Annotated in this window: 25 protein-coding genes and 1 pseudogene; 7 read left to right on the top strand and 19 right to left on the bottom strand. The window is 69.8% G+C overall.

The features are described 5' to 3' along the window. Positions 1 to 6 precede the first annotated feature (6 nt). Positions 7 to 1,443, bottom strand: a complete 1,437-nt coding sequence (locus ACGFNP_RS01320; protein ID WP_393313470.1) for a serine hydrolase domain-containing protein — start codon at positions 1,441 to 1,443, stop codon at positions 7 to 9. Between the two features lie 61 nt (positions 1,444 to 1,504). Beyond that, positions 1,505 to 1,891, bottom strand: a complete 387-nt coding sequence (locus ACGFNP_RS01315; protein ID WP_393313467.1) for a VOC family protein — start codon at positions 1,889 to 1,891, stop codon at positions 1,505 to 1,507. A gap of 183 nt (positions 1,892 to 2,074) precedes the next feature. On the opposite strand from ACGFNP_RS01315, the gene ACGFNP_RS01310 reads away from it, so the two are divergent. Continuing rightward, positions 2,075 to 2,965 carry a LysR family transcriptional regulator gene (locus ACGFNP_RS01310; RefSeq protein WP_393313465.1) on the top strand — a complete coding sequence of 297 codons (891 nt, stop codon included), beginning with the start codon at positions 2,075 to 2,077 and terminating at the stop codon, positions 2,963 to 2,965. 27 nt (positions 2,966 to 2,992) lie between these two features. Here the strand turns inward: ACGFNP_RS01310 and ACGFNP_RS01305 are convergent, their stop codons facing one another. Further along, positions 2,993 to 4,084 carry a Gfo/Idh/MocA family oxidoreductase gene (locus ACGFNP_RS01305; protein WP_358341547.1) on the bottom strand — a complete coding sequence of 364 codons (1,092 nt, stop codon included), beginning with the start codon at positions 4,082 to 4,084 and terminating at the stop codon, positions 2,993 to 2,995. 93 nt (positions 4,085 to 4,177) lie between these two features. On the opposite strand from ACGFNP_RS01305, the pseudogene ACGFNP_RS01300 reads away from it, so the two are divergent. Next, positions 4,178 to 4,699 (top strand): annotated as a pseudogene (locus ACGFNP_RS01300) (TetR/AcrR family transcriptional regulator); the annotation flags it as partial. Between the two features lie 75 nt (positions 4,700 to 4,774). Here ACGFNP_RS01300 and ACGFNP_RS01295 read toward each other — a convergent pair. The 8 genes from ACGFNP_RS01295 to ACGFNP_RS01260 all read right to left on the bottom strand — a co-directional run bounded on the left by ACGFNP_RS01295 (position 4,775) and on the right by ACGFNP_RS01260 (position 13,991). Continuing rightward, entirely contained in the window at positions 4,775 to 5,374 is a 600-nt protein-coding gene (locus ACGFNP_RS01295) for a hypothetical protein (protein ID WP_393313462.1), read from the bottom strand. Continuing rightward, entirely contained in the window at positions 5,371 to 6,762 is a 1,392-nt protein-coding gene (locus tag ACGFNP_RS01290; RefSeq protein WP_393313459.1) for a selenium-binding protein SBP56-related protein, read from the bottom strand. Before ACGFNP_RS01290 ends, ACGFNP_RS01295 begins: the two co-directional genes overlap by 4 nt. Before the next feature lie 63 nt (positions 6,763 to 6,825). Further along, positions 6,826 to 7,980, bottom strand: a complete 1,155-nt coding sequence (locus tag ACGFNP_RS01285; RefSeq protein ID WP_393313456.1) for a N(5)-(carboxyethyl)ornithine synthase — start codon at positions 7,978 to 7,980, stop codon at positions 6,826 to 6,828. Positions 7,981 to 8,625: 645 nt separating this feature from the next. Further along, the gene (locus ACGFNP_RS01280; protein WP_393313453.1) at positions 8,626 to 10,761 is read right to left on the bottom strand and encodes an RICIN domain-containing protein; all 2,136 of its coding nucleotides are present in this window, start codon (positions 10,759 to 10,761) and stop codon (positions 8,626 to 8,628) included. Continuing rightward, positions 10,761 to 12,074 carry a ricin-type beta-trefoil lectin domain protein gene (locus ACGFNP_RS01275; RefSeq protein ID WP_393313450.1) on the bottom strand — a complete coding sequence of 438 codons (1,314 nt, stop codon included), beginning with the start codon at positions 12,072 to 12,074 and terminating at the stop codon, positions 10,761 to 10,763. Before ACGFNP_RS01275 ends, ACGFNP_RS01280 begins: the two co-directional genes overlap by 1 nt. A gap of 293 nt (positions 12,075 to 12,367) precedes the next feature. Next, entirely contained in the window at positions 12,368 to 12,643 is a 276-nt protein-coding gene (locus ACGFNP_RS01270) for a nitrate reductase molybdenum cofactor assembly chaperone (RefSeq protein ID WP_393313447.1), read from the bottom strand. Between the two features lie 111 nt (positions 12,644 to 12,754). Next, a complete protein-coding gene (locus ACGFNP_RS01265) occupies positions 12,755 to 13,165 on the bottom strand; it encodes a pyridoxamine 5'-phosphate oxidase family protein (RefSeq protein ID WP_393313444.1) in 411 nt (136 codons plus the stop codon). Between the two features lie 262 nt (positions 13,166 to 13,427). Then, complete coding sequence (locus tag ACGFNP_RS01260; protein ID WP_393313441.1) at positions 13,428 to 13,991, bottom strand: TetR/AcrR family transcriptional regulator; 564 nt, start codon at positions 13,989 to 13,991, stop codon at positions 13,428 to 13,430. A 69-nt stretch (positions 13,992 to 14,060) separates the two neighbouring features. Between ACGFNP_RS01260 and ACGFNP_RS01255 the strand changes: the two genes are divergently transcribed. Beyond that, a complete protein-coding gene (locus tag ACGFNP_RS01255; protein WP_393313438.1) occupies positions 14,061 to 14,897 on the top strand; it encodes a cupin domain-containing protein in 837 nt (278 codons plus the stop codon). Here ACGFNP_RS01255 and ACGFNP_RS01250 read toward each other — a convergent pair. Beyond that, positions 14,878 to 15,381 (bottom strand): hypothetical protein, encoded by a 504-nt coding sequence (locus ACGFNP_RS01250; RefSeq protein WP_393313435.1) that lies wholly within the window; start codon positions 15,379 to 15,381, stop codon positions 14,878 to 14,880. The two genes, ACGFNP_RS01255 and ACGFNP_RS01250, sit on opposite strands and share 20 nt — an antisense overlap. A 132-nt stretch (positions 15,382 to 15,513) precedes the next feature. Further along, positions 15,514 to 15,654 carry a hypothetical protein gene (locus tag ACGFNP_RS01245; RefSeq protein WP_393313432.1) on the bottom strand — a complete coding sequence of 47 codons (141 nt, stop codon included), beginning with the start codon at positions 15,652 to 15,654 and terminating at the stop codon, positions 15,514 to 15,516. A 92-nt stretch (positions 15,655 to 15,746) separates the two neighbouring features. Here ACGFNP_RS01245 and ACGFNP_RS01240 point away from each other — a divergent pair, with 92 nt between their 5' ends. Next, positions 15,747 to 16,076 carry a DUF305 domain-containing protein gene (locus ACGFNP_RS01240; protein ID WP_393313429.1) on the top strand — a complete coding sequence of 110 codons (330 nt, stop codon included), beginning with the start codon at positions 15,747 to 15,749 and terminating at the stop codon, positions 16,074 to 16,076. 22 nt (positions 16,077 to 16,098) lie between these two features. Here the strand turns inward: ACGFNP_RS01240 and ACGFNP_RS01235 are convergent, their stop codons facing one another. Beyond that, entirely contained in the window at positions 16,099 to 17,244 is a 1,146-nt protein-coding gene (locus ACGFNP_RS01235) for an adenylyl-sulfate kinase (RefSeq protein ID WP_393313426.1), read from the bottom strand. 45 nt (positions 17,245 to 17,289) lie between these two features. Continuing rightward, complete coding sequence (locus ACGFNP_RS01230; protein ID WP_393313423.1) at positions 17,290 to 17,958, bottom strand: esterase/lipase family protein; 669 nt, start codon at positions 17,956 to 17,958, stop codon at positions 17,290 to 17,292. Positions 17,959 to 18,034: 76 nt separating this feature from the next. On the opposite strand from ACGFNP_RS01230, the gene ACGFNP_RS01225 reads away from it, so the two are divergent. Next, positions 18,035 to 18,655, top strand: coding sequence for a TetR/AcrR family transcriptional regulator (locus tag ACGFNP_RS01225; RefSeq protein WP_358342463.1), 621 nt, complete (start codon positions 18,035 to 18,037; stop codon positions 18,653 to 18,655). A 66-nt stretch (positions 18,656 to 18,721) separates the two neighbouring features. Here ACGFNP_RS01225 and ACGFNP_RS01220 read toward each other — a convergent pair whose 3' ends face one another. From ACGFNP_RS01220 to ACGFNP_RS01210, 3 genes are read right to left on the bottom strand one after another with little or no spacing between them, the layout of a single operon-like run. After that, entirely contained in the window at positions 18,722 to 19,024 is a 303-nt protein-coding gene (locus tag ACGFNP_RS01220) for a serine hydrolase (RefSeq protein WP_358342461.1), read from the bottom strand. 41 nt (positions 19,025 to 19,065) lie between these two features. After that, positions 19,066 to 21,444 carry an FtsX-like permease family protein gene (locus tag ACGFNP_RS01215; protein WP_393313420.1) on the bottom strand — a complete coding sequence of 793 codons (2,379 nt, stop codon included), beginning with the start codon at positions 21,442 to 21,444 and terminating at the stop codon, positions 19,066 to 19,068. Then, positions 21,441 to 22,139, bottom strand: a complete 699-nt coding sequence (locus ACGFNP_RS01210; RefSeq protein WP_358342457.1) for an ABC transporter ATP-binding protein — start codon at positions 22,137 to 22,139, stop codon at positions 21,441 to 21,443. Before ACGFNP_RS01210 ends, ACGFNP_RS01215 begins: the two co-directional genes overlap by 4 nt. A gap of 136 nt (positions 22,140 to 22,275) precedes the next feature. Between ACGFNP_RS01210 and ACGFNP_RS01205 the strand changes: the two genes are divergently transcribed. Then, positions 22,276 to 23,211, top strand: coding sequence for a histidine kinase (locus ACGFNP_RS01205; protein ID WP_358342456.1), 936 nt, complete (start codon positions 22,276 to 22,278; stop codon positions 23,209 to 23,211). After that, entirely contained in the window at positions 23,208 to 23,906 is a 699-nt protein-coding gene (locus tag ACGFNP_RS01200; protein WP_358342454.1) for a response regulator transcription factor, read from the top strand. The genes ACGFNP_RS01205 and ACGFNP_RS01200 overlap by 4 nt, the downstream gene beginning before the upstream one ends. Positions 23,907 to 23,924: 18 nt before the next feature. Here the strand turns inward: ACGFNP_RS01200 and ACGFNP_RS01195 are convergent, their stop codons facing one another. Continuing rightward, entirely contained in the window at positions 23,925 to 24,596 is a 672-nt protein-coding gene (locus ACGFNP_RS01195) for a M15 family metallopeptidase (RefSeq protein WP_358342452.1), read from the bottom strand. Positions 24,597 to 24,628 lie beyond the last annotated feature (32 nt).

The raw sequence follows: 24,628 nt of genomic DNA, 5'->3' as shown, positions 1-24,628 counted from the left end.
AACGGGTCAGACCTTGGGGGTGGCCCGCATGCCGACGTACACGCACTCAGTGCCGTTGGACAAGGTGGAGAAGACCACGGGCATGTAGTCCTCGCTGAAGGAGGGGCCCGCGCCGGAGGCGGCGAAGACCGTGTCCGTGACCGGCTCCAGGGTCATCTCCAGGGGCGGGGAGAGGTCCTTCATGCCGTCGACGAACTCGTAGCGCATGTGCGCGTTCCCGTCGTCGCGGCTGACGGTGATGACGACGCCTTCCCGCTTGTACGTGCCCAGCAGCGGCGTGATGTCGACGGCCGGGGGTTGCGCGGGCGGTCCGAAGGGGGCGGGCATGGTGACGCCGGCGAGTTCGCCGAGCAGCTCGCGGAACAGGTCCGCGTAGAGCAGCCGGGCGCTGCCGCCGTTGGTCATCAGGGCCACGGCCACGCCCGCGTGCGGGACGACCCGCAGGTAGGCGTACTGGCCGATGGCGGCGCCGTCGTGGCCGTAGCCGGCGATGCCGTCCCAGTCGTACAGGGTCCAGCCCAGGCCCCAGCCGTCGGCGCTGACGGTCCACTTGTCGGGCACGTCCACCTCGCGGCGCCGCATCGCCGCCACCGCCCGCGGCGACAGCACTCCCTTGCCGTCCTCCAGGTGCATGTGGGCGAGGCGGGCCAGGTCACCGGCGGAGACCAGCACCCGGCCGGCGGGGCCCGCCGAGCGCGGCATCATGTCCCACACCGGTGCCGGGTCCGGGTCCTTTCCGGGCTCGCCCAGGTGGCTCATGGCCACGCGGAAGCGCAGGGCCTCCTCCGGCAGCGTCATCGACCGTTGCAGCCCCAGCGGGGCGAACAGCAGCTCCTTCAGCGCCTGGTCCCAGGTCAGCCCGGTGACCACCTCGATGACCCGGCCCAGCACCACGTAGCCGAGGCCGCCGTAGGAGACCGCGGTACCGGGCGGGCAGTCCAGCGCCACCTCCCGGGCCGCCTCGACGTACTTGGCCAGGCAGTCGTCGCCGCGGCCTGAGTCGTGGTTGAAGTCGTTGGTCACCCCGCCGGTGTGGGACAGCAACTGCCGGATGGTGATCGTCTGGGTGGCTTCCGGGTCGGGGGTGGCGAACTCCGGCAGCACGTCCACCACCGGCGCGTCCAGCTCCAGCCTGCCTTCGTCGACCAGCCGCATCACCAGCGTGGCGGTGTAGACCTTGGCGATCGACCCCGAATGGAAGATGGAGTCCGGCGTCACCTCCACCCCGGTCCCCCGGTGCAGCAGCCCGCTGGCCAGCTCGTGGACCTGGCCGTCGACCAGCACGGCCAGCGCCGCGCCCGGCACGTGGTGGGCGGCGCGCAGCTCGTCCAGCCGGGCCTGCCAGCGGGCGAGGTGGAAGCCCCGGCCGGTGGAGCCGCTGGTGCCCCACTCCCCCGAGGCCGTCCAGTTGCCGTCAGCGTCCCAGGTGAGGTTCTCCGACATGTTCTTCGTCTCCTTGATGGTGTGAAGGGGGGTGCAGGTCAGTGGTGGCCGGCCAGCGGGGTCACGCCCCGGCGGGCGGAATCCATTCGGCGAGCTGGACCACGACGCCGTTGGGGTCGGTCAGGCGCAGCCGCCACTCGCCCCACGGCTCCTGGCGCAGTGGCGTGGTGATGTTGGCGCCCTCCCGGCGCAGCCGGTCGTGCTCGGCGTCGATCCCGACGACGGTGAAGGACACGACCATGTCCGTCCGGCGGTCGCCGCGGCCCTGCGGCGGTTGCTCGAGGTCGCGCTGTCGTACGACCAGGTCCACCGCCGCGTCGTCGCGACCCAGCCACACGAAACCGTCGCCGGACACCACCTCGCGAAAGCCCAGGTGCGTGCCGAAGAACCGGCTGCAGGCCGCCATGTCGTCAACGCTCAGCGACACCGTGGAGGCGATCACGTTCACGCGCGAGCCTCTGGCTCTGGTCGCCGGACCGACAGGCCCATGCCACACTTCCTTCCGATAGGTCGATCTTTGGTCACCGGAGCCCGCTCCGCTGACAAGATCAAGCATTCTGGCTGGCCAGGCTGGAAACAACGGCGGAAGCCGCAATGCCGGTTAACCCAGAAGTTCACGATCGGGGGCGGAATGGAGCTGCGGGACATCGAGATCTTTCTGGCCCTGGCCGAGGAGCTCCACTTCGGCAAGACCGCCGAGCGGCTGCACGTGACTCCGGCTCGGGTGAGCCAGGCGATCAAGAAGCAGGAGCGCGGCGTCGGCGGCAAGCTGTTCGAGCGCACCAGCCGCAATGTCCAGCTCACCTCGCTCGGCGAGCGGCTGTACCAGGACCTGCGGGTGGTGTACCAGGGCCTGCACGACAGCATGGAACGAGCCAGGCTGGCCGCCCAGGGCAAGACCGATGTGCTGCGCGTCGGCATGCTGGCCAGCAACGCCCACGACCTGCGCCCGTTCTGGCAGGAGTTCCGCTCCCGCCATCCCGCGTGGGGGCTGCGGATCCGGCACAATCCCTTCATCCAGCCGTTCGAGCCGCTGCGCAACGGGGAGATCGACGTCCTGGTGTCGTGGCTGCCGGTGGAGGAGCCCGACCTGACCGTCGGGCCGGTCGTCTTCACCGAGCACAGGGTGATGCTGGTGCCTGTCGGCCACGCGCTCGCCGGCCGCGAGTCGGTCTCCCTCGAGGCGCTGGGCGACCACGGCGTCATGCGGCCCTCGATCGTCCAGCCCGACTACTGGGAGGACGCCTTCACGCCCTTCCAGACCCCCAGCGGCCGGCTGATCGAGCGCAGTCTGGCCGTCTCACACCTGGACGACGTGTTCACCCTCGTCGGTGCCGACGGGGCCGTGCACAACCTGGCCGCCCACGCCGCCCGCTACCACGCTCGCCCCGACATCGTCTACCTGCCGATCCACGACGCCCCGCTGCTGAGATGGGGGCTGGTGTGGCGCGGCGACGCCGAGACCGAACCCGTCCGCGCTCTGGCCCAGGTGATCCGCGACCTGGGCACAGCCTCCCTCTGAGCCGGTTCTTCGGCGCGGTGGCGCTCTCTAGCCGGTGATCGCCTGGCGGACGCCGGTGCGCGAGGCGTTCTCGATGGCGGCCAGCACGCGGTGCTGGCGCACGGCCGTGTCGAAGGACGGGTGCGCCGGCCGGCCGTCGGCGAGCGCCCGGGCCAGCTCCCGGTAGAAGACGGCGAGGTTGGCGGCCGGTCCCGCCGGCAGGGGCGAGTCGTTCGCGACGGTGTACTCGGCGCGGGTGCCGTCGGCGGCGGCGTGGGTCACGGTCCAGTCGGCCCAGTGCGGGTACAGTCCCGGCCGGGTGGGGGCGACGGCCAGCGTGCCCTCGGTACCAGTGATCTTGATGTGGAAGCCGTCGGGCCCCGGCGCGCTGCCTCCGTGCACGCTCACCACGGCCACGGCGCCGCTCTCCAGCAGCCCGTGGACGGCCACGTGGCTGGGCACCCCGCTGGGCACCATCCGGCCGGTCTCGATCACCTTGACCTCGCGATGGCGGTGGGCGAGCGAGGCCGACAGCTCGGTCATCGGCCCGGCCAGGTGCTCGACCATGGCCAGGACATGTCCGGCCATGACGGTCAGCAGGTTCATCCCCGCGGCCGGGTCGGTGCTCCAGGCGAGATCTTGCGGGATGCGGGCCCCGCCGAGTATGTCACCCGCGGCCACGATGGTGATCGACTCCAGGACGCCGATCCGCCCCTCGGCGATCAGGTCCTTGACGAAGGCGGCCGAGGGAGAGTGGAAGCCCTGAAGGACGATCGCGTTGGCCACCCCGGCGGCGGTGGCGGCCTCGGCGAGCTGGACGGCCTCGGTCAGGTTCACTCCCAGCGGCCACTCCGAGACGACGTGCTTGCCCGCCGCGAGCGCCGCCTCGATCGCCTTGGCGTGGCCGGGCGCTTTCACCACCACGGCGACCAGGTCGACGTCCGGATGGGCGGCCAGCTCGCCGGCGTCGGCGAAGGCGTGCGGGATGCCGAACGCGGCGGCGGTACGTCGGGCGCTGTCCAGCCTAGTGGTCGCGACGGCGGTCACCTCGTACTCCTCCAGGGCCGAAAGCGCGGGAAGGTGGGCGGCCGTCGCCCAGCCGCGGTCAGGGCTGGCGCCGATGAGGCCGATACGGATCACGATGGCTCCTCCACAAGTTATATACCGATCGGTAAGAAACTAGCGGGGAGCCGGGGCGCGCGTCAACGAGTAACGTACCGATTGGTAAGAAACATGGAGGAGGTGCGTATGCCAGGAGGACGCCCGCGCGCGTTCGACCCCGACGCCGCGCTGGACAGCGCGCTCGAGGTCTTCTGGAGCCAGGGCTACGAAGGCACGGCGATCTCCGATCTCACCGCGGCCATGGGCGTCAACCGGCCCAGCCTCTATGCCGCCTTCGGCAACAAGGAGGAGCTCTTCCGCAAGGTGCTGGACCGCTACCTGCGGGGCCCGGGGGCCTACGCCGCCCGCGCCCTGGAGGCGCCGCGGGCCAGGGACGTCGTCGAAGCGCTGCTGTATGGCGCGGTCGAGCTGACCGCCGGCCCCGACACCCCTCGCGGATGCCTCAGCGTCCACTGCGTACATGCCGGTGGGCCGGAGGCCGAGCCGGTGCGGCAGGAGGTGGCGGCCCGCAGGAAGGCCGGCGAGGCGGCTCTGCGCGCGCGCCTGGAGCGGGCGCGTGACGAGGGCGACCTGCCGGGCGACTGCGACCCCGCCGACCTGGCGCACCTGGTCACCGCCCTGTCTGACGGCATCGCGGTCGCGGCCGCCGGGGGTGCGGGGAGGGAGGAGCTGCTCCGGCTCGCCGCCACGGCGCTGCGGATCTGGCCGTCACGCCTGGACCAGGGTGATGACGCCCGCGCTCACGAGGGCGACCGCCCACATGCGATCCAGGTTGAACCAGGCGCGCCGGAGCACCGTGAGGCCCACCACCTCGTACACGACCAGGGCGATGACGCCCGCCACCACGAACATCGCCAGCGTGTGCAGGGCGGCCACCGCCAGGCCGCCCGTGAGGGCGTGGCCCGGGTGGCCGGGGACGTGCAGGCTGGTGAAGACCGGTAGCAGCATCAGGCCGGCGCCGTGGGCCGAGGACATCAGGAACGACCAGCAGGCCAGCTGCCACAGCGACAGCCGCATCCCCACCCAGCGGAAGTGCCGGGTCGACAGCAGCCGCCACAGGCCGAACCCGACCAGCACCACCCCGCCGCCGATCGACAGCACCCTGCCGGTGACCAGCGAGCCGGTGGCGCCGACGACGAGCGCGACCAGGGCGACCGAGGCCAGGTGGCCGAGCGCGATGACCGGCAGCGACTGCAGCAGCAGGTCCCTGCTGCGCTCCTGCAGGCCGCGGGCCACGGCGAACAGCCAGCCCATGGCCGGGTTCAGGCCGTGGAAGGCGCCCAGCAGGAGCACGGTGGCGGTCGTCACGGGTAGCAGTAGGAATCGGAGGAGGCATCGCCGCCCTGAAGCCGTACCTGGTGGGGGCGCAGGCCGCGAAACGCCTCGCCGTGGGGGAAGAAGCGGGTGTCGAGGGTGAAGGAGTCGGCGTCGATCTTGGCCATCCAGGCGCCGACACCCTCGGGGTAGAACTGGTCGTCCCAGGCGCCGTACAGGGAGTTGGTGACGTAGACGCGGCGGCCGTCGCGGCTGACCTCCACCATCTGGGGACCGCCCCGCAGGGGCAGCGACGGCTCGGCTGGATGGGGCGCCTGCCGGACGATGCCGCCGATCTTGAGCGAGCCCAGCTCCACGGGCTTGGTCGGGTCCGAGACGTCATACTGCTTGAGCTCGCCGGTGCCCCAGCACGAGACGTACAGCCGCTGATCGTCGACCGACAGGTCGATGTCGGTGACCAGCGGAGGCACCGCGCCGAAGGGCTGCAGCAGGGGCGGCAGCAGGCCGGCGTCGGCGGGCTCGGCGGGAATGGAGATCACCTTGCGGGCCTGCCAGCGGCCGTCCTCCTGGAACCAGAGCCAGACGGAGGCCGACAGGTCCGCGACGCTGATGACGACCCCCGCGAACCCGTAGGTGCGGGTGGGGTCGTGGGCCGGGCGGAGCTCCAGGGTCATCTGGTGTTCGTCGCCGAGGTCGATCTCCTGGACATGCCTGCGCTTGCGCAGGTCCCAGAAGTGCAGCTTGTGCCCGTACGCGCGGCCGAGCAGCAGCTCCCCGACCACCCCGTCCTCGATCATCGACGGCGTGCCCCACTCGGAGCTGATCAGCACGTCATGGTTGAGGTGCCACCAGAAGTCGTAGGCGAGATACTGCGGCCCCCGGTCGACCTCCCAGCGCCCGAGCACCTCGAAGGAGTTGTGGTCGAGGATCGCGATCCCGCCCGGCCCCTCGTTGCCGTCGGCGCCGCCGAGCGCGGACAGGTAGAGCCCTTCCGGCCCGCAGTGCACGGTGTGGGGCCGCGAGTAGCCGGCCCGCTTGGCCAGCTCCTCCGCGTCGATGACCTTGACCAGTTCGGGGCTGATCCGGTCCTTGGTGTCGAAGACGTGGATCCGCGAGGACCGCAGCCCCGGCACGATGAGGTAGCGGCGTTCGACGTGCGGGTGCGGGGCGTAGGGGCACAGCGCGCTGCTGCAGGCGTTCCAGCCGAAGTGGTGCAGCTCGTCGCCGGTGTAGGGCAGGTCGGTCCAGCCCACCACCTGGCCGTAGGTCGGCGAGGTGGCATCGGTGTCGAGTACGGTCAGCGCGTCCGGCCTGGTCGCCGACCTGTCGAAGGCGGCGACGTAGGCCAGTTTCTCGGCGGGCGCGTCGGCCGCGTCCCTGGGCGAAGGATAGAACGTGGGATCCGGAGTCCAGAGGCTCATTCTCCCACGTATCCACTAATTTCCTACAAGGTCAACCGGGTATGGACCATGTTTTCGGAATCTCTACATCGAGGGACCCACGCGCTCATGCGGGTAGTCCGGTGAGCGGTGCTGGAAGGAGAGGATGGCGGGGTTCTGGATGACGCCGTCACGGATCTCGATGGCTCGCCGGATGGTGTCGCCCTCGTCCCAGGCCTTGGGGCCGGTGAGCACCGTCCGCAGATGCGGCAGCAGGGACTCGCTGATCTCCCAGGTGGCCGAGTCCCACAGGTAGGACGGGCTGTGGTCGACGGCGTAGTAATGGACGTTGTCGCCCACCTCGAACATCGGCCGCGTGAAGGACGTGGGCCGCGCCCAGCTGAAGCCCATCCCCTCATCGCACGACACGTCCACGATGAGTGTGCCCGGCGCGAAGGCGTCCAGATCGTCCTCGGTGACGAACATCAGTGGATGGTCGGTGTTCTGCAGCACACAGTTGACGACGATGTCATGGTCGGCGATGAACGCGGCGAGCGGGATCCGGCCGCTGTCGGTGAGCGCATAACTGCGGTTGGGGTCGTCGGCTTTGTGCTCGAAGCGCACGATGCGCGCCGAGTGGATGGGCGAGGCGACCGCGGTGACGTCGCGGAAGGTGAGCAGATCGATGTCGTTCACGCCGTGCGCGTTCAGGGCCGTCACCGCGCCCCGGCCGGTCGCGCCGAAGCTGATGACGACCGCCCGCAGCCGCCGCCCGTAGTCGCCGGTCGTCCCGGTGAGCGCCAGGGCGTGCAGAACCGAGCAGTAGCCGGCCATCTCATTGTTCTTGTGCAGGACGTGCAGGTTGAAGGTGCCGTCACTGTTCCAGTGGTTCATCGCCTCGAAGGCGATCAGGGTGAGCCGCCGGTCGATCGCGAGCTGGGTCACCTCCTCATCCTGTACGCAGTGCGGCCAGCCCCACAGGATCTGTCCGTCGCGCAACTCCTTGAGGTCCTGGGCCAGGGGTTTGGGCAGCAGGATGACATCGCAGCGCGCCACCAGCTCCTCCCGTGACAGCAACCCGGCGACGTGCGGCGCCAGTTGCTCATCAGAGATGCCGAAATGCTCGCCGTAGCCGCGTTCGAGGTAGATGAGGTGCTGAAGATCGGCTTCGATCCGCTCAAGGTGCAGCGGGTGGATGGCCAGCCGGTGCTCGTTCTCCTTGCGTGAGTGTGACACGACGCCGAGACTGAGCTGATCCATACGGGCTCCCTTGGGTTGACCCTATGTCTAGCAGGTGCACCTCGGTGAAATGTCCCGACATCATGCCCGGTGGTCATTGCTGGTCGCGGCTGCGCGCTCTCGGCGTCAGCGGCAGTGTCCCTGGGCGAAGGATGGAACATGGGGTCCGGAGTCCAGAGACGCCCACGTATCCACTAATTGCCTACAAGGTCAACCGAGTATGGACCACGTTTTCGGAATGATCGCGCAACGCTTCAGCGTGATGTCGTCGCGGTAGTGCCACAGGTGGCAGAGCGCGTGCCTTGTGCACGTTGCCGTGGCTCGGATTCGTGCCCGACGAAGTGGCGGCCGCGCCACGCGCGCCGGTCGTGCGGCCGGCCGAGCGGCTTCAGGTCGACCCGGATGCCCTCCGCTGGTACGGGCGGCGGACTGATCCGTGGCGAGAAAGTCGGATGGGGGCGACCGCGCTCGGCGCAGGCCATCGCGGACGCCGCTGCTCCGCGACCACGGGCACCTGGCCGCCTTGGGCGGCTCGTACGGGTATCTGGGGATGTGTTCGTGCCTGGCCCGCGCCGCTACTCCGACCCGGCCGCCTACCTGCTCAGCCCGAGCAAGCCGACGCGGCGCGTCCTCCCCTTTCGGTAAAGGGGAGGACGCGTTGGTGGGTTACGGGTATTCGGTGAGGTTTGCGACGTTTGTGGAGGAGTTGCTTGGGCCTCCCGTGGAATTGATGACGTGGGCGATGGTTCCGGTGCCGCCCAGGGAGACCGTCACCATGTGGTGGAAGCGGACCCCCGGCGTGTTCGGCACCTCGAAGGCCCGGTCGGCCACCACCGCGGGGTTGGCGCTGAAGTAGCAGTAGCTGCCCAGCCCCCAGGCCTCATGCGAGGTGACCGAACCGGCGACCTTGTAGGCGGCCCAGCCCCGGGTGGAGCCGTTCATCCAGGACGCCTGGCTGGGCGGATCGTAGGGCATCTCGTTCTGGAAGAAGTAGGTCCGCCCGCCGTTGCCGTTCCAGATGACCTGGTACTGGTGGAAGTGCTCGACGAACAGTCCGTAGAACGTCACGTCGTCGCCGTTGACGACGAGCCCGTTGACGGTCGTGTTGGTGTTCCACCCGACGCCGCTGCCGTGGTCGGCCCGCCAGATCCAGGTGTGATCACCGATCACGTTGTCGCTGTTGATCACCAGGCTCTGTGACGCCTTGCCCACCCCGGCGCCGCCGACGCGGAAGAAGACGTCGTGCAGTGAGGTGGGGTTGGCCGCGTGTGAGGCCGCCGAGCCCGCCGGGCCGACCTGCATGAGCGTCGCCGAGTTCGTGGTCCCGGCGTCGATCAGCAGGCCGGCGATCTTGACGCCGTCCACGTCGGCGACGGTCATCGCCGTGATGCCGTTGTCGGGTACGAACGTCGCCAACCCAAGACCGAGCACCACGGTGTCGGCCCTGGTGACCCTGATCGTGTCGTTCAGGTGGTAGACGCCCGGCGTGACCAGCAGGTCCTTGCCCGCGGCCAGTGCCGCGTTGATGTCACCAGCGGTGTTGCCCGGCTTGACGACGAAGAACTGACTGATCGGCAGCGACGTGCCGGCGCCCGGCCACGACACCCCGGCGGAGTTCGACTTCAGCGCGGGCACGAACACCTGGTAGGCCCCTGCCGCGTCGATGTAGAGGAACGGCTTCTCCCGTACCACCGGCGCCTGCCCCACCGTCGTGTACGGCGGGCTGGGGAAGGTGTTGCCCGGCGCGCCGGACACCCCGACGAAGACCATGTTCCAGTTCGACCCGCTCCAGGACCCGAAGGCCGAGTTGCGGGAGATCCACTGCTGTTGCGACCCGGACCTGACCTGACCGTCGATCCGCGAGTCGGAGATCCACCCGCCGCTCGACCAGCCGCCGTCGTCCAACTGCAGGTTTCCGCGCACATGCATGCGCCGGTACGGCGCCGCCTGCGAGACCGCCCACCGATCCGTGCCGCCCGCCGGGGTGACCGAGAGGTTCTCGGCGGAGCGCCAGAAGTTCTGCGTGGCGTTGCCGCCGAACCAGTCGGCCTCGGCGTGCACGGCTCCGTTGATCGTCACCGCGTCCGGCGTCTGTCCCAGGCCAAGGACCTGGGTGTAGAAGCCCACGTTGACGTCCACGCCGTAGGTGCCCGGCTTGAACAGCAGCGCGTACCGGTTGGACCCGAACTGGTTGGACTGCTGCTGGCTGAACACCGAGTTGAGCTGCGACTGAATCGTGGACGCGGGCATCGACGGGTCGAAGACGCGCACGTTCGGCCCCAGGTCGGGATTGGGGCCACCGCCGCCGCCCGACAGGGTGAACGACTGCGCCGCTGTGCCGTTGCAGGTGTACTGCTGCAGTTGCACGCTGTCGGCCGTGGAGGCGCCCGGCACGTCGAGGCACTTGCCGCTGTTCCTGTTGACCAGGTGGTACGTGCCTCCGGATTCCTCCACCGGCAGCCACTGCTGGTTGTTGCCGCCGCCGTAGGCCCACAACTGGACCGGTGCGCTGTCGGCGGTCGAGACACCGGTCACGTCCCAGGCCTGCGTGGCGTTGAGCGAGCTGTTGACCCGGTGGTAACCGCCGCTGGTGGCCTGAAACTGCCAGAGCTGCGCGCCGCCGCCGTTGCACGCGTACTGCTGGACGGCGGTGCCGTTGGCGGTGGCGGCGCCGCGGGCGTCAACGCACTTACCGCTGTGCTTGGCGACCACGGTGGTCAGGCCGGTGGGGATGGCTGCCTGCGCTGCCGGCATGAGGACGAACCCGGCCGCGATCAGCACGAGGACGACTAGGGCACGCATCAGAACCCCGCCGTCAGTCTGGTGAAGTCCCAGGCGCTCTGGGAGACGCCGCTGCAGGTTTCGGACAGCCCTCCGGAGCAGGGGCGGTCGCGGTTGACCGACCAGAAGGCGAGCCTGGTCAGGCCATGGGAGTTGGCGTAGTCGCGGATCTGGGTCCAGGTGGCGACCGAGGTGACCTCCGACTGATCGGACAGGCCGTTCATGCCGGAGATGCCCATGTGCGCGTACGCCGTGGCGTCCGACCAGCCGAACGCCGACTTCAGAGCGTTCTTCAGCCCTTCGGCCGCGTTGACCGTGCTCTGGTACATGTTGGACCCGCCGCCGAAGTCGAACGGCATGATCGTGTAGTTGTCGATCGGGACGCCGAGCTCCCTCGACCGGTTGATCAGCCGGGTGCCCGCGCCGGCCGGGCCGCTGGTGGAGGTGCCGAAGGTGACGACCACCTTGACGTTCGGGTTGTTCGCCTTGACGATCTTGAGGCCGTTGAGTATGCGGTCCTGGACGGTGTAGTTCTCGTACTCGTCGGTGTTCTCGATGTCGAAGTCGACGGCCGCGGGTCCCAGAGCGTTGATGACCTGCTGCACGGCGCCCGCGTACGCCTCAGGCGTACCGCAGTTGGGGCCGAGCTTGCTGCCCGACCAGCCGCCGAAGGAGATCTGGACGCTGCCGCCCTTGGACTTGATCGTGTTGATCGCCTGCTGGTCGGCGCCGCCGGTCAGCGCACGGGAGCCGTCCCAGCGGGGCGTGCAGCCGCCGCCGGACAGGATGAAGGCCATCGTGAAGGACTTGACACCGGTCGCGTCCATGACCGTGCCCGGGTTGGGCGGGCTCCCCCACCCCATGTAGAGGTACGGGGCGCCGGGTAGCTTGCCGGGATTGGGGGTGCTGTCGCCGGAGGGCAGCGTCCACTTCTGGTTGGCGCCGGTGCCGCAGCTCCAGATCTGCAGGGGTGTGCCGTCGGCCGAGCCGGCGTTGGTGGCGTCCAGGCACTTGCCGAGCGCTCGCAGGGTGCCGTCGGAGGCGGACGTCCACTGCTGCGCGGCGGTGCCGTTGCAGTCGTAGATCTGCACCTTGGTGCCGTTGGCGCTGCTCGCGCCCGCCACGTCCAGGCACTTGCCGAGTGCGCGGATCGTGCCGTCGGACTGCGTGGTCCACGACTGGGCGGTGGTGCCGTTGCAGGTCCAGAGCTGGACCTGGGTGCCGTTGGCGCTGCTGGCACCGGCGACGTCGACGCACTTGCCGCCATAGCCGGTGATCCGGCCGGTGGCGGCCGAGGCCGGGGAAGCGAGGCCCGCCACGGCTAAAGCCGTCACGGAGGCAAGGATGATTCCTTGTCTTTTCATGGGGGGTGTCACTTTCTGTGGGGGGGTGTACGCCGGTGGCTAGCCGCCGGCGTGAGTGAGCACCATGGCTAAGAGAAATTCACGGTCGTGACCTTACAGTGACCTTACGGTGACCTAACGAGAGCGTCAATACTTAATTCAAGAGTTAACGTCATACTTAAATTAGATAAGAAAATAAGCCCGAGTCGGCCCGTCACGCGCGTTGCGCCACGCCATCTATCAAGATCATCCTGATGTGGGGTCAAAATACCTGACCAGCGCGTTCAGCGCTCCCGCAGCAGGCGCCGGGCCTCCCGCACGCCACCGCGGGCCGACAGTTCGCACACCACCGCCACGTGGTCGGGCAGTCTGCCGTCGGCCACCTCGAAGCCTGCGGCGCGCATGGCGTGCTCGAAACGCAGCAGTCCTCCTGCGCGCTTGCGGGTGTCGTAGTACGTCAGGTATGGGGAGCGGCGCCGCTTGGGGTCGAAGGCCGCCACGTAGTGGGCGGCCAGGTCGGCCTGCGCGGTGACGGCGGTGTGGTCGAGGAAGGCCATCATGCGGACAACTCCTCACCTCACGCGCCGGATGTCTCGATCCTTTCGGTCGGCAGCGGGGCGGCTCAGGGCCCTTGGTCCCGCCTTCCGGATCCGAAAGACCCAAGGGGCGGCTCAGGCGAGTTGCCGAAGGCGCCGGCCGGTTGCCTCCACCGTGGTGATGACGATGAACTGGTCGCGGCTGCGCGCCCACGGCGTCAGCGGCAGTCTTTCCAACCGGGCGATCTCCGCGGGCTCGTCGGCGACGTGGGCCAGCCCTATGACGGTGACCGACCAGCCGGTCCGCTCCACCGGGTGGAAGTCGTCGACCTCGAAGGCGACGACCGCACGGCGAGTGGCGGCGGCCAGCTTCGAACCGGCCGCCGTGCGGATGACGATGTCGTCGCCGTCCAGGCAGAAGTTGACCGGCAGCACGGCCGGCAGGGCGCGATCGGTGAAGACGATCCGCCCGATCGGGCACGAAGGCAGCAGGCGCATGCACTCCTCGTGCGAGAGCACCTGCAGGCCGGCCGAGTCGAGTTTCATACCCTCAGCCTGTGGCCGCCCCTACCTGCGCGGTTAGGGACGAAAGTCCCATGTCGGCTGCCGATCCGCTCTCAGTTGTCGCTGTTTCCCGCCGGCGTCAGTACGCGGGCCCCGACGGCGCTGCCCGGCGGTGGCGTGGTGCGTCCCGCCGTTCGCGGCAGGTGAGCGCCGTCTCCCGTCACCTTCCACTGCGACGGCTCCCCGGACTCCCAGGGGCGAGAGTGCTTGTGCCGTGGACTCGAAGCGGGCGGGTGGCGATGGGTCATCGTGGTCGGAGACCGTCCAGGGCGATGTCGATGAAGCGCCGCCAGTCGCCTATGGCCTCGCGGCTGATCGCGGCCACCGCTCCGGCGATCATGTAGAGGTCCGCGACCTTGGCGTCGGCGCGGAAGGTGCCGTCGGTCCGGCCCCGGTCGAGCAGGGTCTCGCCGAGGGTGAGAAGGTCGGCGCCCACCTGGCCGCGCGGCTCGGTCGAGCCCAGGGCCGCCTCGATCGCGCTGGAGATCCCGCGGCCCTCGTCGTGCACCTCGCCGATGCGGGTCAGGAAGCAGGTCAGGGCCTGCCGCGTGTCGGGGTTGGGCAGGCATGCGGTCCGGGCGTACGCCAGGATCTCGGCGAACCGCTGCTCCGTCACCGCCTCGATCAACGCCTGACGTGTCGGGAAATGTCGGTAGACGGTGCCCACGCCGACGCCGGCCGCCTTGGCCACCTCCGCCATCTGCACCTCATCCCCCCGCTCGGCGAACAGCTCACAGGCCACCTCCAGCACGCGGCCGCGGTTGCGTTCGGCGTCGGTACGGGGCTTGCGGGCGGTGGGTTTTGACATCCCTCGCGGTCCTCTGTCTAGACTCTAAGCGGAATCGGATTCCGAATCCGTCTCCGGAAAGGGTACCTCATGTCCAAGGAACGCTTCATCCTCCTGAACCCCGGAGAGTCACGCCTGCCCATGCCGCCGCCGACGACGCTCAAGGCCGGAGCCGCCGATACCGAGGGCCGGTTCTCCCTCATCGAGAACCGGGGCCACCAGGACCTCCCCGCGCATGTCCACGATGCCTTCGACGAGTTGGTCTTCGTCCTGGACGGGGAGCTCGGCCTCGACTTCGACGGCCGGACGCATCGCCTGACCGCGGGCATGTGCGCACTGCTGCCGCGCGGCGTCGCCCACGCCATACGCGCCCTGTCGGAGACTCCGGTCCACGCGCTGCACCTGTTCTCACCGGGCGGCTGGGAAGAGTACGCCCAGGACATGGCCGGGCAGGCAGCGGAGAACGGCGACAAAGGCCGCTTCTACCTTCTCCAGCGCGGCGAAGTGCGCCCGGGGCGGATCAAGGTCCCGCCCGCGTTCGCCGCCAAGGCTCGCGGCACCGACACCGACGGCAGGCTGTCGCTCCTCGAAATGGTGGTGGCTCAGGACATTCCCCGCCACATCCACCACAAGGCGGACGAAGGCATCTACGTACTCGACGGGGAACTCGTCGTCGAGTACGACGACCGGACGGAGAAGGTGGGCAAGGGGCAGTTCGTCCTGCTGCCTCACGGGGTCCCGCACGCGCTGCGCTGCGGGTCCGCCCCTCCCCCGAGGGTCATCCAGATCTCCTCGCCGGGCGGCTGGGAGTGTTTCATCGAGGACCTGATCGAGGCCCGGCCGCACATCACCACGGGCGGCCGGCTCGACCCGGTCAAACTCAACCCCATCGCCGCCAAGTACGACATCACCTACGGCGTGCCGTAACCCCGGCGAAAACCGGCAGCGGCGCCGAGCGGATCGCCCAGAGCGCGACGGCGATGTACACGACCTGCTCCGGCACCCGCAGCCACAACGGCGACGCCTCGCCGCCGTTGAACGGCACATCGGCGACCGCGGCGTAGATGTTGGCCGGCAGCAGCAGCACGAAGAGCGCGGCCAGCCCGATCCCGGCCGGCCGGCGCGTCCCGGTGATGATCAGCCCCACCGCGCCCATGAGCTCCAGCACCCCGGTCAGGTAGACCATCGCGTCGGCGAAGGGCACGAAGGGCGGCACCATGCGTACGAGATCCCCGTGGTTGGGCATGACCGTGACGCCGTCCGGGACGAAGTGCGCGCTGGCCGTCATGAAGAGCATGACGGCCAGCGCGTGCGCCGCGCTGACCGGCCACGAGGTGAACCGGCCGACCCCGAACGCCCCCAGCGCCCGGAAGCCCAGCAGGGCCACCAGCAGTACGATGATCGTTTCCACGACGGCTCTCCCTATTGGGTAGTTGTACTATCTAGCATTGGATAGCACAACTATCCTATTGAGTGCTGCGATGTCAACCGGTTTCTCGTCAAGCCATACCGAAAGGACAAGGAGTGGCGGCGGTTCACCGCCCTAATTCTTGGCAAGCGTGGCCCGCCACGCCTTGTGCGCGGTGTCGGCCAGGATCATGACGGGAATCGCCATTGCGGCCAGTGCCCATCCCGCGGCGGGCGGGCTCAGCCGTCCCGATCGGATGGCGTTGGTCCCGGGCATGAAGGCTCAACGGCCCTGCCCCTGGTCGCGGAAGGAGCGCCAGGTTGGAAGCAATGCACTTGCAGGAGTGGAGGAGCGAGATGAGACCTTCGATGACGGCGGCAATCGCCGCCGGGGCGTTGCTCGCCGTCGCCGCCGTCGGCGGAGCCGCCCTCGCCACCGCCAACCGCCTGCCCACTTCCACCGCTGTGACATGGCAGCAGACCGGCTGGCCAATGGGTGGTATGCACCGAGTCACGATGAACGACGAGGCCGACTACCTGGCCCAGATGGTGCCCCATCACCAGGAGGCGGTCGAGGCCGCCCGCCAACTGCAGCGTTCGCGCCGGGCCGAGATGCGCGCTCTGGGCGCCTCCATCGTCAAGACGCAGTATCTGACCGACTGGTTCGACGGGCGCTGGCAGATGCCCTACGGGCCGTGAAGACGGCCGAGTGGCTCCACCATCACGCGGACCTGTCGCCGAGGAGGGCCCGCACTTCTCCGGCCACCTCACGCACCGACCGGCCCTCGGTGTCCACGCGCAGGTCACCCGCCTTGACGCGGTCGAGCGCCGCGGCCTCGTCCGCGGCGCGCTCGGCGACGCGGCGCAGGGCGGCGGAGTCCAGCCCCTTCATCTCGTCCCCCGGGATCGCCGGCCCGCCTCCCGCGCCACGCCGCGCGACGCGCTCGGCCAGCGTGGCGGGCCCGGCGTGCAGGCGGCACACCGTCAGCGCCGCTCCGGGAAGCAGTTCGGCGTAGCCGCGGACGGTGTCATCCCGGTCGGCGTGCCCGGAGACGATCAGGCAGCGGGCCCCGGCCGCGCCGTATCCGGCCCACAGGGCCGCGAGGTTGCGCGCCTTGAGGCGGTGGCCGTCCGGGTCGTCGTCCGCGGCGGGCCGCAGCGCGCCGATCTGGCTCAGATCGACATAAGCGGCTCGTACGCCGGTCTGGACGATCTGGGTGAAGACCTCATAACCGACGGTCGACTTCCCGACCGCGCCGGCGCCGGAGAGCCACAGCACGGGGACCGGGTCGCAAGCGGGTGGCGCCACTGGGCGGGACGCGGAGCCGCCGGGCGTCGCGGCGGGGCCGCCGGGCGGCCATCCACCGGCTCGCTCGCGGACCATTTGGGCCACCTCGGACACGGTGCGCCCGTCGGTATCCAGGCATATGTCGGCAAAGTCACTGAGCTCCAGCCGCTCCGCCTCGGCGACCGCCTCCGCCACCAGGTCCGGACGCCACCCTCGGGCGAGGAAGCGTTCCTTGAGCTCAGCGGTGTCCACACGCAGCCGGCACACGGTCAACGCGGCGTCCGGGAGGAGGTCCGTGTACTCGCGAACCTCCTCAAGGGTGTCGACAAAGCCCGACAGGACCATGCATCGCGCCCCCTCCTCCCGGAAGTTGGGCCAGATCGCGGCGAGGCTCCGGGCCCGGAGCCGATGGGTGCCGCTCTCCGGGAGGGGGTAGCACAGGCTGATCTGGTCGGCGTCGAGGAAGGCCGTCTTGATGCCGCTCCGGCTCAGCCGCGCGAACAGCTCCCAGCCGACCGAGGATTTCCCGACACCTGACGGCCCGCACAGCCAGAGCAACGGCAGCCGATCGCTTCTCATTCGCGCGACAGTAGTAGGCCGCACGTACGATCGGCGATCGCATTTTCAGGCCGGGCAGCGCCCGTCAAGGGCGCTGAGGACGGCGTTGATGAACACCGGTGACGACGGCTCGTCGGCATGCGCCACACCGGCGAACTCAGCCCTGCACCACACGCCGGCGATGACGTCGTTACGCGTGTCGTCCAGCGAGCTCGTCAGCAACGTGTACTTGACCGGATCCGGCGTGGGGTCGCCGCTGTTGAGCTGGGTGATGAAACTGTTGGTGGGGCACATCTGCCCGCCTTGCCCGGCCGGCAGCAGGCACGCGGGCCAGTAGCCGAGCTGCGAGGTGCCCATCGAGATGTAGCTGAGCGTCTTGTCGGCGCCGCCGAGGAACTTCAGGTAGTGGCGCGCGGACAGCCCGCCCATGCTGTGCCCGACGATGCTGACCTTGCTGCCGTCGTGTTCCTGCCGTGCCTGCTCCACGAGGGCGCTGATGGCCTGGGCGTTGGCGACGTTCTCCTCGCCGGGCAGGTCGATCGCGTACGTCGGGTACCCGGCTTGCTCCAGTGCCGTCTGCATCTGGGCGAACTCGGTGGGAGATCCGTTCCAGCCGTGAACCAGGATGACCGGCTCCCGCTGCGCGCCCTGGGCCGGCGAACCGGTGCAGACCCCGGCCAGCAGGGCGAAAGCGATGATCAGTAATGGCCGGATGCGGTGTGGGCTCGGCGACATCGTCGCACCTCGCTCTTCGTCCGAGGGTGGTTCACTTACTAAGTACTCGGTAAGTGAATGAGTTAGATTTAACATCGTGACACCGAGCAGGCAAGTACCTGGCAGGCAGGAACGCGCTCGCCAGCGGCGAGAAGAGATCATCACGGCGGCCGGCGAGATGTTCGCCCGCAGCGGCTACCGCGGCACCTCGCTGGCCGACGTCGCGGCCCGGGCCGGCATCACCGAACCCGGGCTCCTGCACCACTTCGGCAACAAGGCGGGCCTGCTGCTGGCGGTGATCGAGCGGCGCGACCTGGACAGCGAGGCCTTCGCGCTGGAACTGCTCGGCATGGAACCCTCCGGGCGGCTACGGGCCCTGCCGGAGTTCGCGCGCCGCAACAAGCAGCGGGCCGGACTGGCCAAACTGTTCACCGTCCTGGTGGCCGAAAGCCTCGAACCGGGCTCGCCGGGCCATGAGCACTTCGTCGACCGCTATCGCTCGATGCGCGCCATCGTCGCCGACAACATCCGCTCCGCCCAGGTCGCCGGCGTCGCCCGCCCGGACGTCGACCCGATGGCCAAGGCCATCGAGATCATCGCCACCCTCGACGGCCTGCAGACCCAGTGGCTGCTCGACCCCGAGGCCGTCGACATCGTCGCCACCGTCGAGTCCTACGCCCGCACCCTGGAACGCGACCTCACCTGCGGCCTGCCGTAGGCGGCGGCGTAGCGGCGGCCGTCGGGGAAGCGCAGGTCTCGGGCGGCGCGGCTTCGTCACGCCAGATCAGCCGCAGCAGCCGGGCCATGTCCCCGGCCGTGGAGCCGGGAGAAGGGGATCACGGTCCGGCGCAGCCCCAGAAGCCGGTGGGTCCGTCGGTACGCGCGCCGGGGCGGACGCGTACCAGATCCCGCGGTCGAGCTCGCCCGCGTCCGCCTGCCGGAAGACCTCCAGCGCGATGACCACCTTGAAGACCGACGCGGCCACGACCGGCTCGTCACTGCCGACATGGACCTGGCCGTCGCCATCGACATCCATGACGCACAGCCAGCCGTCGCAGCCGGCACGGGAGAACAGCTCTTCGATCACGCGATCACTCTGGCAGGCACCCGCGCGTACTGTGGCCCCGCTCATTCGGTATGGAGGGCCTCGGCGATGGTCAGGCGGGCCGCCGAGCGCGCGGGGAGGAACGCGCCGAGCATCGCGATCACCACTCCGGCCAGCGCGAGCGCGGCCAGTCCTGCCACCGGCCACACGTCGAGCATGAAGGCGGGCATCGTGATGCCCGCAGCGTCGAACATGGCCCCGACGATCACCCGGTGCGCGGCGATCCCGATCGGGACGCCGAGCAAGCCGCCGAGCGCGCCCAGGGCCGCCATGGACGTCACCGCCATCACGGTGACCTGGCGTGGGGTCATGCCGATCGACTTCAACACGCCCAGGTCGCGGCGGCGTTCGCGAGTGTTGAGCAGCACGGTGTTGAACACGCCCAGGGACGCTACGACGACCAGCAACAGCGTGAAGATCGAGGCCGCGCTGATGACGGCGACGCTGTCGGCGTCGACCTGTGACCGGGTGACCGGATACAGGCCCTGGTCGGCCGCCTTGACCGCGGCATTGTACGCCTCGACGTCGGCGCCCTGGTCCAGCTGAACCTCGTACTGGGTGGGTCGCTGGTCCGGCGCGAGCGCGGCCAGCGTCGGCCAGCTCACCATGATCAGGTCGGTTGCGCCGTCCATGGCCTCTCCCACGATCATGGCGGACGTGCGCGCGCCGTCGAGCGTGAGGGTGAGACGGTCGCCGACCTTGAGTCCATGCTTGGTCATGAACGCCGAGGGGGCGACGATCTCGCCAGGCCCCTCGGACAGGCGGCGCCCGCCTAGGATCGTGTCGCCCCGGGTCGCGGAGTCCCCGCGCAGGAACTGGGCCATGATCCGGCCGGGGCGTCCGGCGAGGTGCAGGTCGATCCAGGCGTCGGCGATGATGTGCCTGGTGCCGGGCAGCGAGCGCAGCAGCGCCTCGATCCCGGCGTCGTCGTGCTCGGGCCTGGTCTGGTCCGGCCGTCCCACGTGGATCACCGTGTGGACGTGCCCCACCCGTTGCGCCGCGTCCCCGTAAGCGATCATCGTACGGAAAAGACCGGAGGCGAGCGTCACCGTGGTCACGCCGAGCACGACGGCGCCCAGCGTCAGCGCCGAGCGGCCCGGACGCGCGAACGGCAGGCCCAACCCCAGGCTGATCGAGCGGGGCAGTCGGGTGCCGGCCAGCAGGTGCTGCGCCCGCTGCCCGCGTCCCGCGCTGGGCGCGTTGCCCGCGCTGATCGTCTGCGCGGCGGACATCCGATGCGCGCGTGAGGCCGGTACGAGCGCGGCCAGGACCACCACGGCCGGCACGCCGAGCAGCGCCGCCACATAGGAAGACATGCCGATGCCGATGCCGACCTCCGGCCCGATGCCCTGGAAGAGCAGCCGCAGCAGCGGCTGAGCGGCCAGGCCGCCGAGAACGGTGCCGAGCAGGCATCCGGCGAACCCCGGCAGCAGGACCATCGCCACATAGACACAGACGACCTGCATGGGGGTGAATCCCAGTGATTTGAGCACGCCGATGTGCCGCCGGCCCGCGATGACCGCACCGCTAATGACATTGACGACGATGAGGACCGCCACGGCCAGCCCCAGGATGCCGAACCCGGTCAGAAAGGGCAGGTAGGCGGTGGCCGTGCGGGCGATGTCGTGCTTGACCGTCAGGTAGGACCGCCAGTCGAGCAGTGAGGTGGCGGGCAGGCCCGACGTGATCTCCGTCATGACCGCCCGCATCTCGCCGTCCGTGCCGGGGTCGGTGAAGCGGAAGAGCAGTTGGGTGGTGTCCGGGTGCATGGCCTGGAGCTGGTCCGGCGTGACCCAGGCTTCGGCTGTTCCGCTGATGCCGGCGGCCAGGCCCACGATGGTCAGTTTCGGCCCACCTCGCACTTGGACCGTGGCGCCCAGCAGGTCGCGGAAGAACGGTTCGGCCGGTCGGTTCACCACGATCTGTCCCGGGGCGGTGGCCCAGCGGCCCGCCCACAGGTCGACCCGGTCGACCGGGCCCCCGGGGTCGGCACGGCCGACGAGCGTGAGCGGGCCGGGCGGCAGGCCGAAACCGGTGTCGGAAACGGTGATGACGGCCTGGCCGAACGGCCCGGCCACGGACTCGACCGCCGGGTGCCGGGCCGCTCGGACGAGCCGGTCGTCGGAAACCGCGCCCCGGTCGAACGCCGCCACGACATGCGCGCCCCGCTGCCGGTCGAAGGTCCGGTCGAAGGGCGCCGAGCTGGCTTCGAGCAGGCCGAGCGCCACCACGATCGCCACCGTCGAGCACAAGACGACCACACCCAGGATCACGCTCTGCAGCCGGCGGCGCCGCACCGCCGCCACCGCGACCCGCCACACCGCGCGCGTACCCTCCGCTCTTGCGCGGTGAGCGCTCACGGGGCCCGTCTCGGCGGCCTCCCGAAGAAGGTGGCCGCTCATGTGGTCCCTTCCACTTCACGCTCGCCGGTCACCTTGCCGTCGGCCAGCTCGATCACCCGGCTGGCGCACCGCTGGGCCAGCCGCTGGTCGTGGGTCACCAGTAACAACGTCTGACCGATCTGGTGCAGATCGAGCAGCAGGTCCATCACCTGTTCGCCGGTATGGCTGTCCAGCGCGCCCGTCGGCTCATCGGCCAGCAGGACGGCCGGCCGGTTCATCAAGGCCCTGGCAACGGCGACGCGCTGGCGTTCCCCGCCGCTCAGCACCGCGGGATAGAAGCGCGCGCGGCCGGCGACGCCGAGCTCGTCCAGCAGTTCGAGCGCCCGTCTGCGAGCCTGTACGGCAGGCGTCCCAGTGAGCTGGGCGACCAGTGCCACGTTGTCGAGCGCGGACAGGTCGTCGAGCAGATTGAAGAACTGGAAGATCATGCCGATCCTGCGCCGCCTGAACAGCGCCAGCCCGGTCTCATCCAGTCGCCCCAGGTCCTCGCCGTGGACCGCGACCGTCCCGGAGGTGGGCCGGTCCAGCCCCGCGATCATGTTGAGCAGCGTCGACTTGCCGCAGCCCGACGGCCCCATCACCGCGACCGCCTCACCGGCCCGGATCTCCAGCGAGACGCCGTTCAGCGCCACCGTCTCGCCGTAGTGCTTGCCTACCTCGTCAAGTTGGACGACGACCTGGCTCTCGGTGGTCATGAGGGGAGACTATGAGCGGCGCTCGCCGCCCGGCATCCTTCCCCGGATGCAAGCTCACCGCCCCGTCATCCCGTGGATGTAGACGCTCAGCCTGGAGGCTGATGCGGATCGCCGCCTGGTCTGCGAAGGTGAACGCGTGGGAGCAGCGGGGGCGTACATCCTGATCGTCATCGTGGTGGCGCTGTCGGCCACGGGCTGGCTGGGCCTGCTCCTCCTGCGGAGCCGGCGGCAGCACCGCGCGACCGTCGAGGAGCGCGGCCGACTGCTGGAACGCGAGCGGCAGAGAGCCGCCAAGACGGCGGTCGACGCCGAGCGCGCCAGGATCGCCGGCGAGCTCCACGACATCGTCAGCCACAACGTGAGCCTCATGGTCGTCCAGGCGAGCGCCGCGCGCGAGGTGCTGATCACCATGCCGCACGAGGCCGACGCGGCGCTCAGGGCGGTCGAGGGCGCGGGCCGCGACGCGATGACCGAACTACGGCACCTCCTTGGCCTGCTCGCGCCATCACCGGAAGGTGCCGACTCGGCCCAGCGCGGAGACCTTCCCGCCGGCCCGGAGCTGGCACCGTCGCCCAGCCTGAGCCGCCTCAGCACGCTGCTCGACCGGTTCGCCTTCGCCGGGCTGCTCGCAGAGGTGCGGATCTTGGGCGCGCCGAGGCCGCTGCCACCGGGCATCGACGCGACCGCGTACCGGATCGTGCAAGAGGCACTGACCAACGCGCTCAAGCACGCGTCGGCGACCAAGGCCGAGGTGACGATCCGTTACGCCGAGCACCACCTGCGAGTGGAGGTGCTGAACACCGGCCCCAGCGTGCTGACAGGCGACCTTGCCGGACGCGCGGCCGTACTCGAAGATCGGTTCAGCGCCATGGCGGTGGATGATTGCGCGGCGGACGGGCAGGGACGCGACGACGGAACGGGACGCGGGCTGCTGGGGCTCCGGGAACGCGTCACCCTCTATGGCGGAGACCTGGACGCGCGACGGCGCCTCGGCGGCGGCTACCGCGTTCGCGCACGCATCCCCCTGGACCGGCCGGCCTCCCCACCCCAGGCACCCCAGGGCCGGTCATGACCCAGTCCGCACCCTCCCCCCGCGTGCTGATCGCCGACGACCAGACTCTGATCCGCACCGGCTTTCGCCTGATCCTCACCACGCGCGGCATCAACGTGGTCGGCGACGCGGCCGACGGGCTCGAAGCGGTCGCGGCGGCGCGCGAGCTGCGCCCGGACGTCGTGCTGATGGACATCCGCATGCCGAACATGGACGGGCTGGAGGCCGCCCGGCAGATCCTGGCCCAGAGTCCGCACTGCCGGGTCATCATGCTGACCACCTTCGACCTCGACCGCTACGTCTACGCCGCGCTGGCGCTCGGCGCCAGCGGCTTTCTGCTGAAGGACGTCACGCCCGAGCACCTGGCCGCGTCCGTGCGGCTGGTCGACACCGGTGACGCCTTGCTGGCACCGTCGATCACCCGTCGGCTGGTGGAGCGCTTCGCCGCCCCCGACCGCACCGCCGCACCCGCGTCGCCGCTCCCGTCCTTCCGTAGCAAGCTCGCGAGCCTGACGCCGCGCGAGCTCGAGGTGCTGACTCTGCTGGGAGGCGGCCTGTCCAACGCCCAACTCGCCGATGTCCTGACCCTCAGCGAACCGACCGTGAAGACGCACGTCGCCCGCATCTTCGCCAAACTCGGCCTGCGCGACCGCGCCCAGGCCGTCGTCATCGCCTACGAGACAGGTCTCGTCCGCCCAGGTGAATGCCGGTTGTGACAGGGTGCTGAGGGCCCGCTACCCGGTGGGAAGCCCACCGTTGAGGACCGCGGGGCCGTAATGCGCATGGGGCCTTTCCCCGACGAATGCCCAGTAGCGGTCGCCATAGGACCAGTGCCACCACTCCGTGGGATAGTTCACGAAGCCGGTCGCCGTCATGATGTCGATCAGGATCTGCCGGTTGCCTCTCGCCTCCGCCGAGATCCCCGCCGACTCCGTGTAGCACTCCTCGCCGTATTCCGGAGGCGTGGCGTTGACCTCCGTGCCCATCGGCAGTTCGGTCCCGTCCTCGGTGCACAGCGTGACGTCGACCGCTCCTCCGGCCACGTGCGGTGCCACCTCGGGCGGTGAGACATACTTGGCCGCCTCGACGCACAGCCGCTCCCGCGTCCAGCCGGGGTACGTGCGCCGCATCCTGTCCAGGGAACTGGCGAAATAGCGTTCCTGCAACGCGTACGGGCGATACCCCTCCACCAGGAGCAGCCGGAGTCCCCGGGGAAGCCGGATCTGCGCGGCCGCGAGGCGGCCGACGATGCCGAGCCGGACGTGCGCGTGGGCGCCCTCGTGGTCGGCCAGCCGCGAATCCACCCGGATGACCTTCCCTTCGCGAAGGTCGACGAGGGGCTCGCCGCACTCCTTCGCCGGCAGCGCGGCGATTCGCGGGTCGGACAGAAGCACGTGCTGTGCCATACGGGCGCTCCATGGGCGATCTGCGGCGAAAG

This window comes from Nonomuraea sp. NPDC049269, assembly GCF_043197155.1.
Lineage (GTDB): Bacteria > Actinomycetota > Actinomycetes > Streptosporangiales > Streptosporangiaceae > Nonomuraea.
The sequence above is the reverse complement of the archived record's forward strand: the minus strand, read 5'-3'. Positions and strand labels throughout refer to the sequence as shown.

Coding starts and splice junctions, on each gene's coding strand:
- ACGFNP_RS01320 (WP_393313470.1), bottom strand. CDS start 1,443: ATGTCGGAGAACCTCACCTGGGACGCTGACGGCAACTGGACGGCCTCG.
- ACGFNP_RS01310 (WP_393313465.1), top strand. CDS start 2,075: ATGGAGCTGCGGGACATCGAGATCTTTCTGGCCCTGGCCGAGGAGCTC.
- ACGFNP_RS01290 (WP_393313459.1), bottom strand. CDS start 6,762: ATGAGCCTCTGGACTCCGGATCCCACGTTCTATCCTTCGCCCAGGGAC.
- ACGFNP_RS01285 (WP_393313456.1), bottom strand. CDS start 7,980: ATGGATCAGCTCAGTCTCGGCGTCGTGTCACACTCACGCAAGGAGAAC.
- ACGFNP_RS01280 (WP_393313453.1), bottom strand. CDS start 10,761: ATGCGTGCCCTAGTCGTCCTCGTGCTGATCGCGGCCGGGTTCGTCCTC.
- ACGFNP_RS01270 (WP_393313447.1), bottom strand. CDS start 12,643: ATGATGGCCTTCCTCGACCACACCGCCGTCACCGCGCAGGCCGACCTG.
- ACGFNP_RS01265 (WP_393313444.1), bottom strand. CDS start 13,165: ATGAAACTCGACTCGGCCGGCCTGCAGGTGCTCTCGCACGAGGAGTGC.
- ACGFNP_RS01260 (WP_393313441.1), bottom strand. CDS start 13,991: ATGTCAAAACCCACCGCCCGCAAGCCCCGTACCGACGCCGAACGCAAC.
- ACGFNP_RS01255 (WP_393313438.1), top strand. CDS start 14,061: ATGTCCAAGGAACGCTTCATCCTCCTGAACCCCGGAGAGTCACGCCTG.
- ACGFNP_RS01245 (WP_393313432.1), bottom strand. CDS start 15,654: ATGCCCGGGACCAACGCCATCCGATCGGGACGGCTGAGCCCGCCCGCC.
- ACGFNP_RS01240 (WP_393313429.1), top strand. CDS start 15,747: ATGACGGCGGCAATCGCCGCCGGGGCGTTGCTCGCCGTCGCCGCCGTC.
- ACGFNP_RS01235 (WP_393313426.1), bottom strand. CDS start 17,244: ATGAGAAGCGATCGGCTGCCGTTGCTCTGGCTGTGCGGGCCGTCAGGT.
- ACGFNP_RS01230 (WP_393313423.1), bottom strand. CDS start 17,958: ATGTCGCCGAGCCCACACCGCATCCGGCCATTACTGATCATCGCTTTC.
- ACGFNP_RS01215 (WP_393313420.1), bottom strand. CDS start 21,444: ATGAGCGGCCACCTTCTTCGGGAGGCCGCCGAGACGGGCCCCGTGAGC.
- ACGFNP_RS01210 (WP_358342457.1), bottom strand. CDS start 22,139: ATGACCACCGAGAGCCAGGTCGTCGTCCAACTTGACGAGGTAGGCAAG.
- ACGFNP_RS01200 (WP_358342454.1), top strand. CDS start 23,208: ATGACCCAGTCCGCACCCTCCCCCCGCGTGCTGATCGCCGACGACCAG.
- ACGFNP_RS01195 (WP_358342452.1), bottom strand. CDS start 24,596: ATGGCACAGCACGTGCTTCTGTCCGACCCGCGAATCGCCGCGCTGCCG.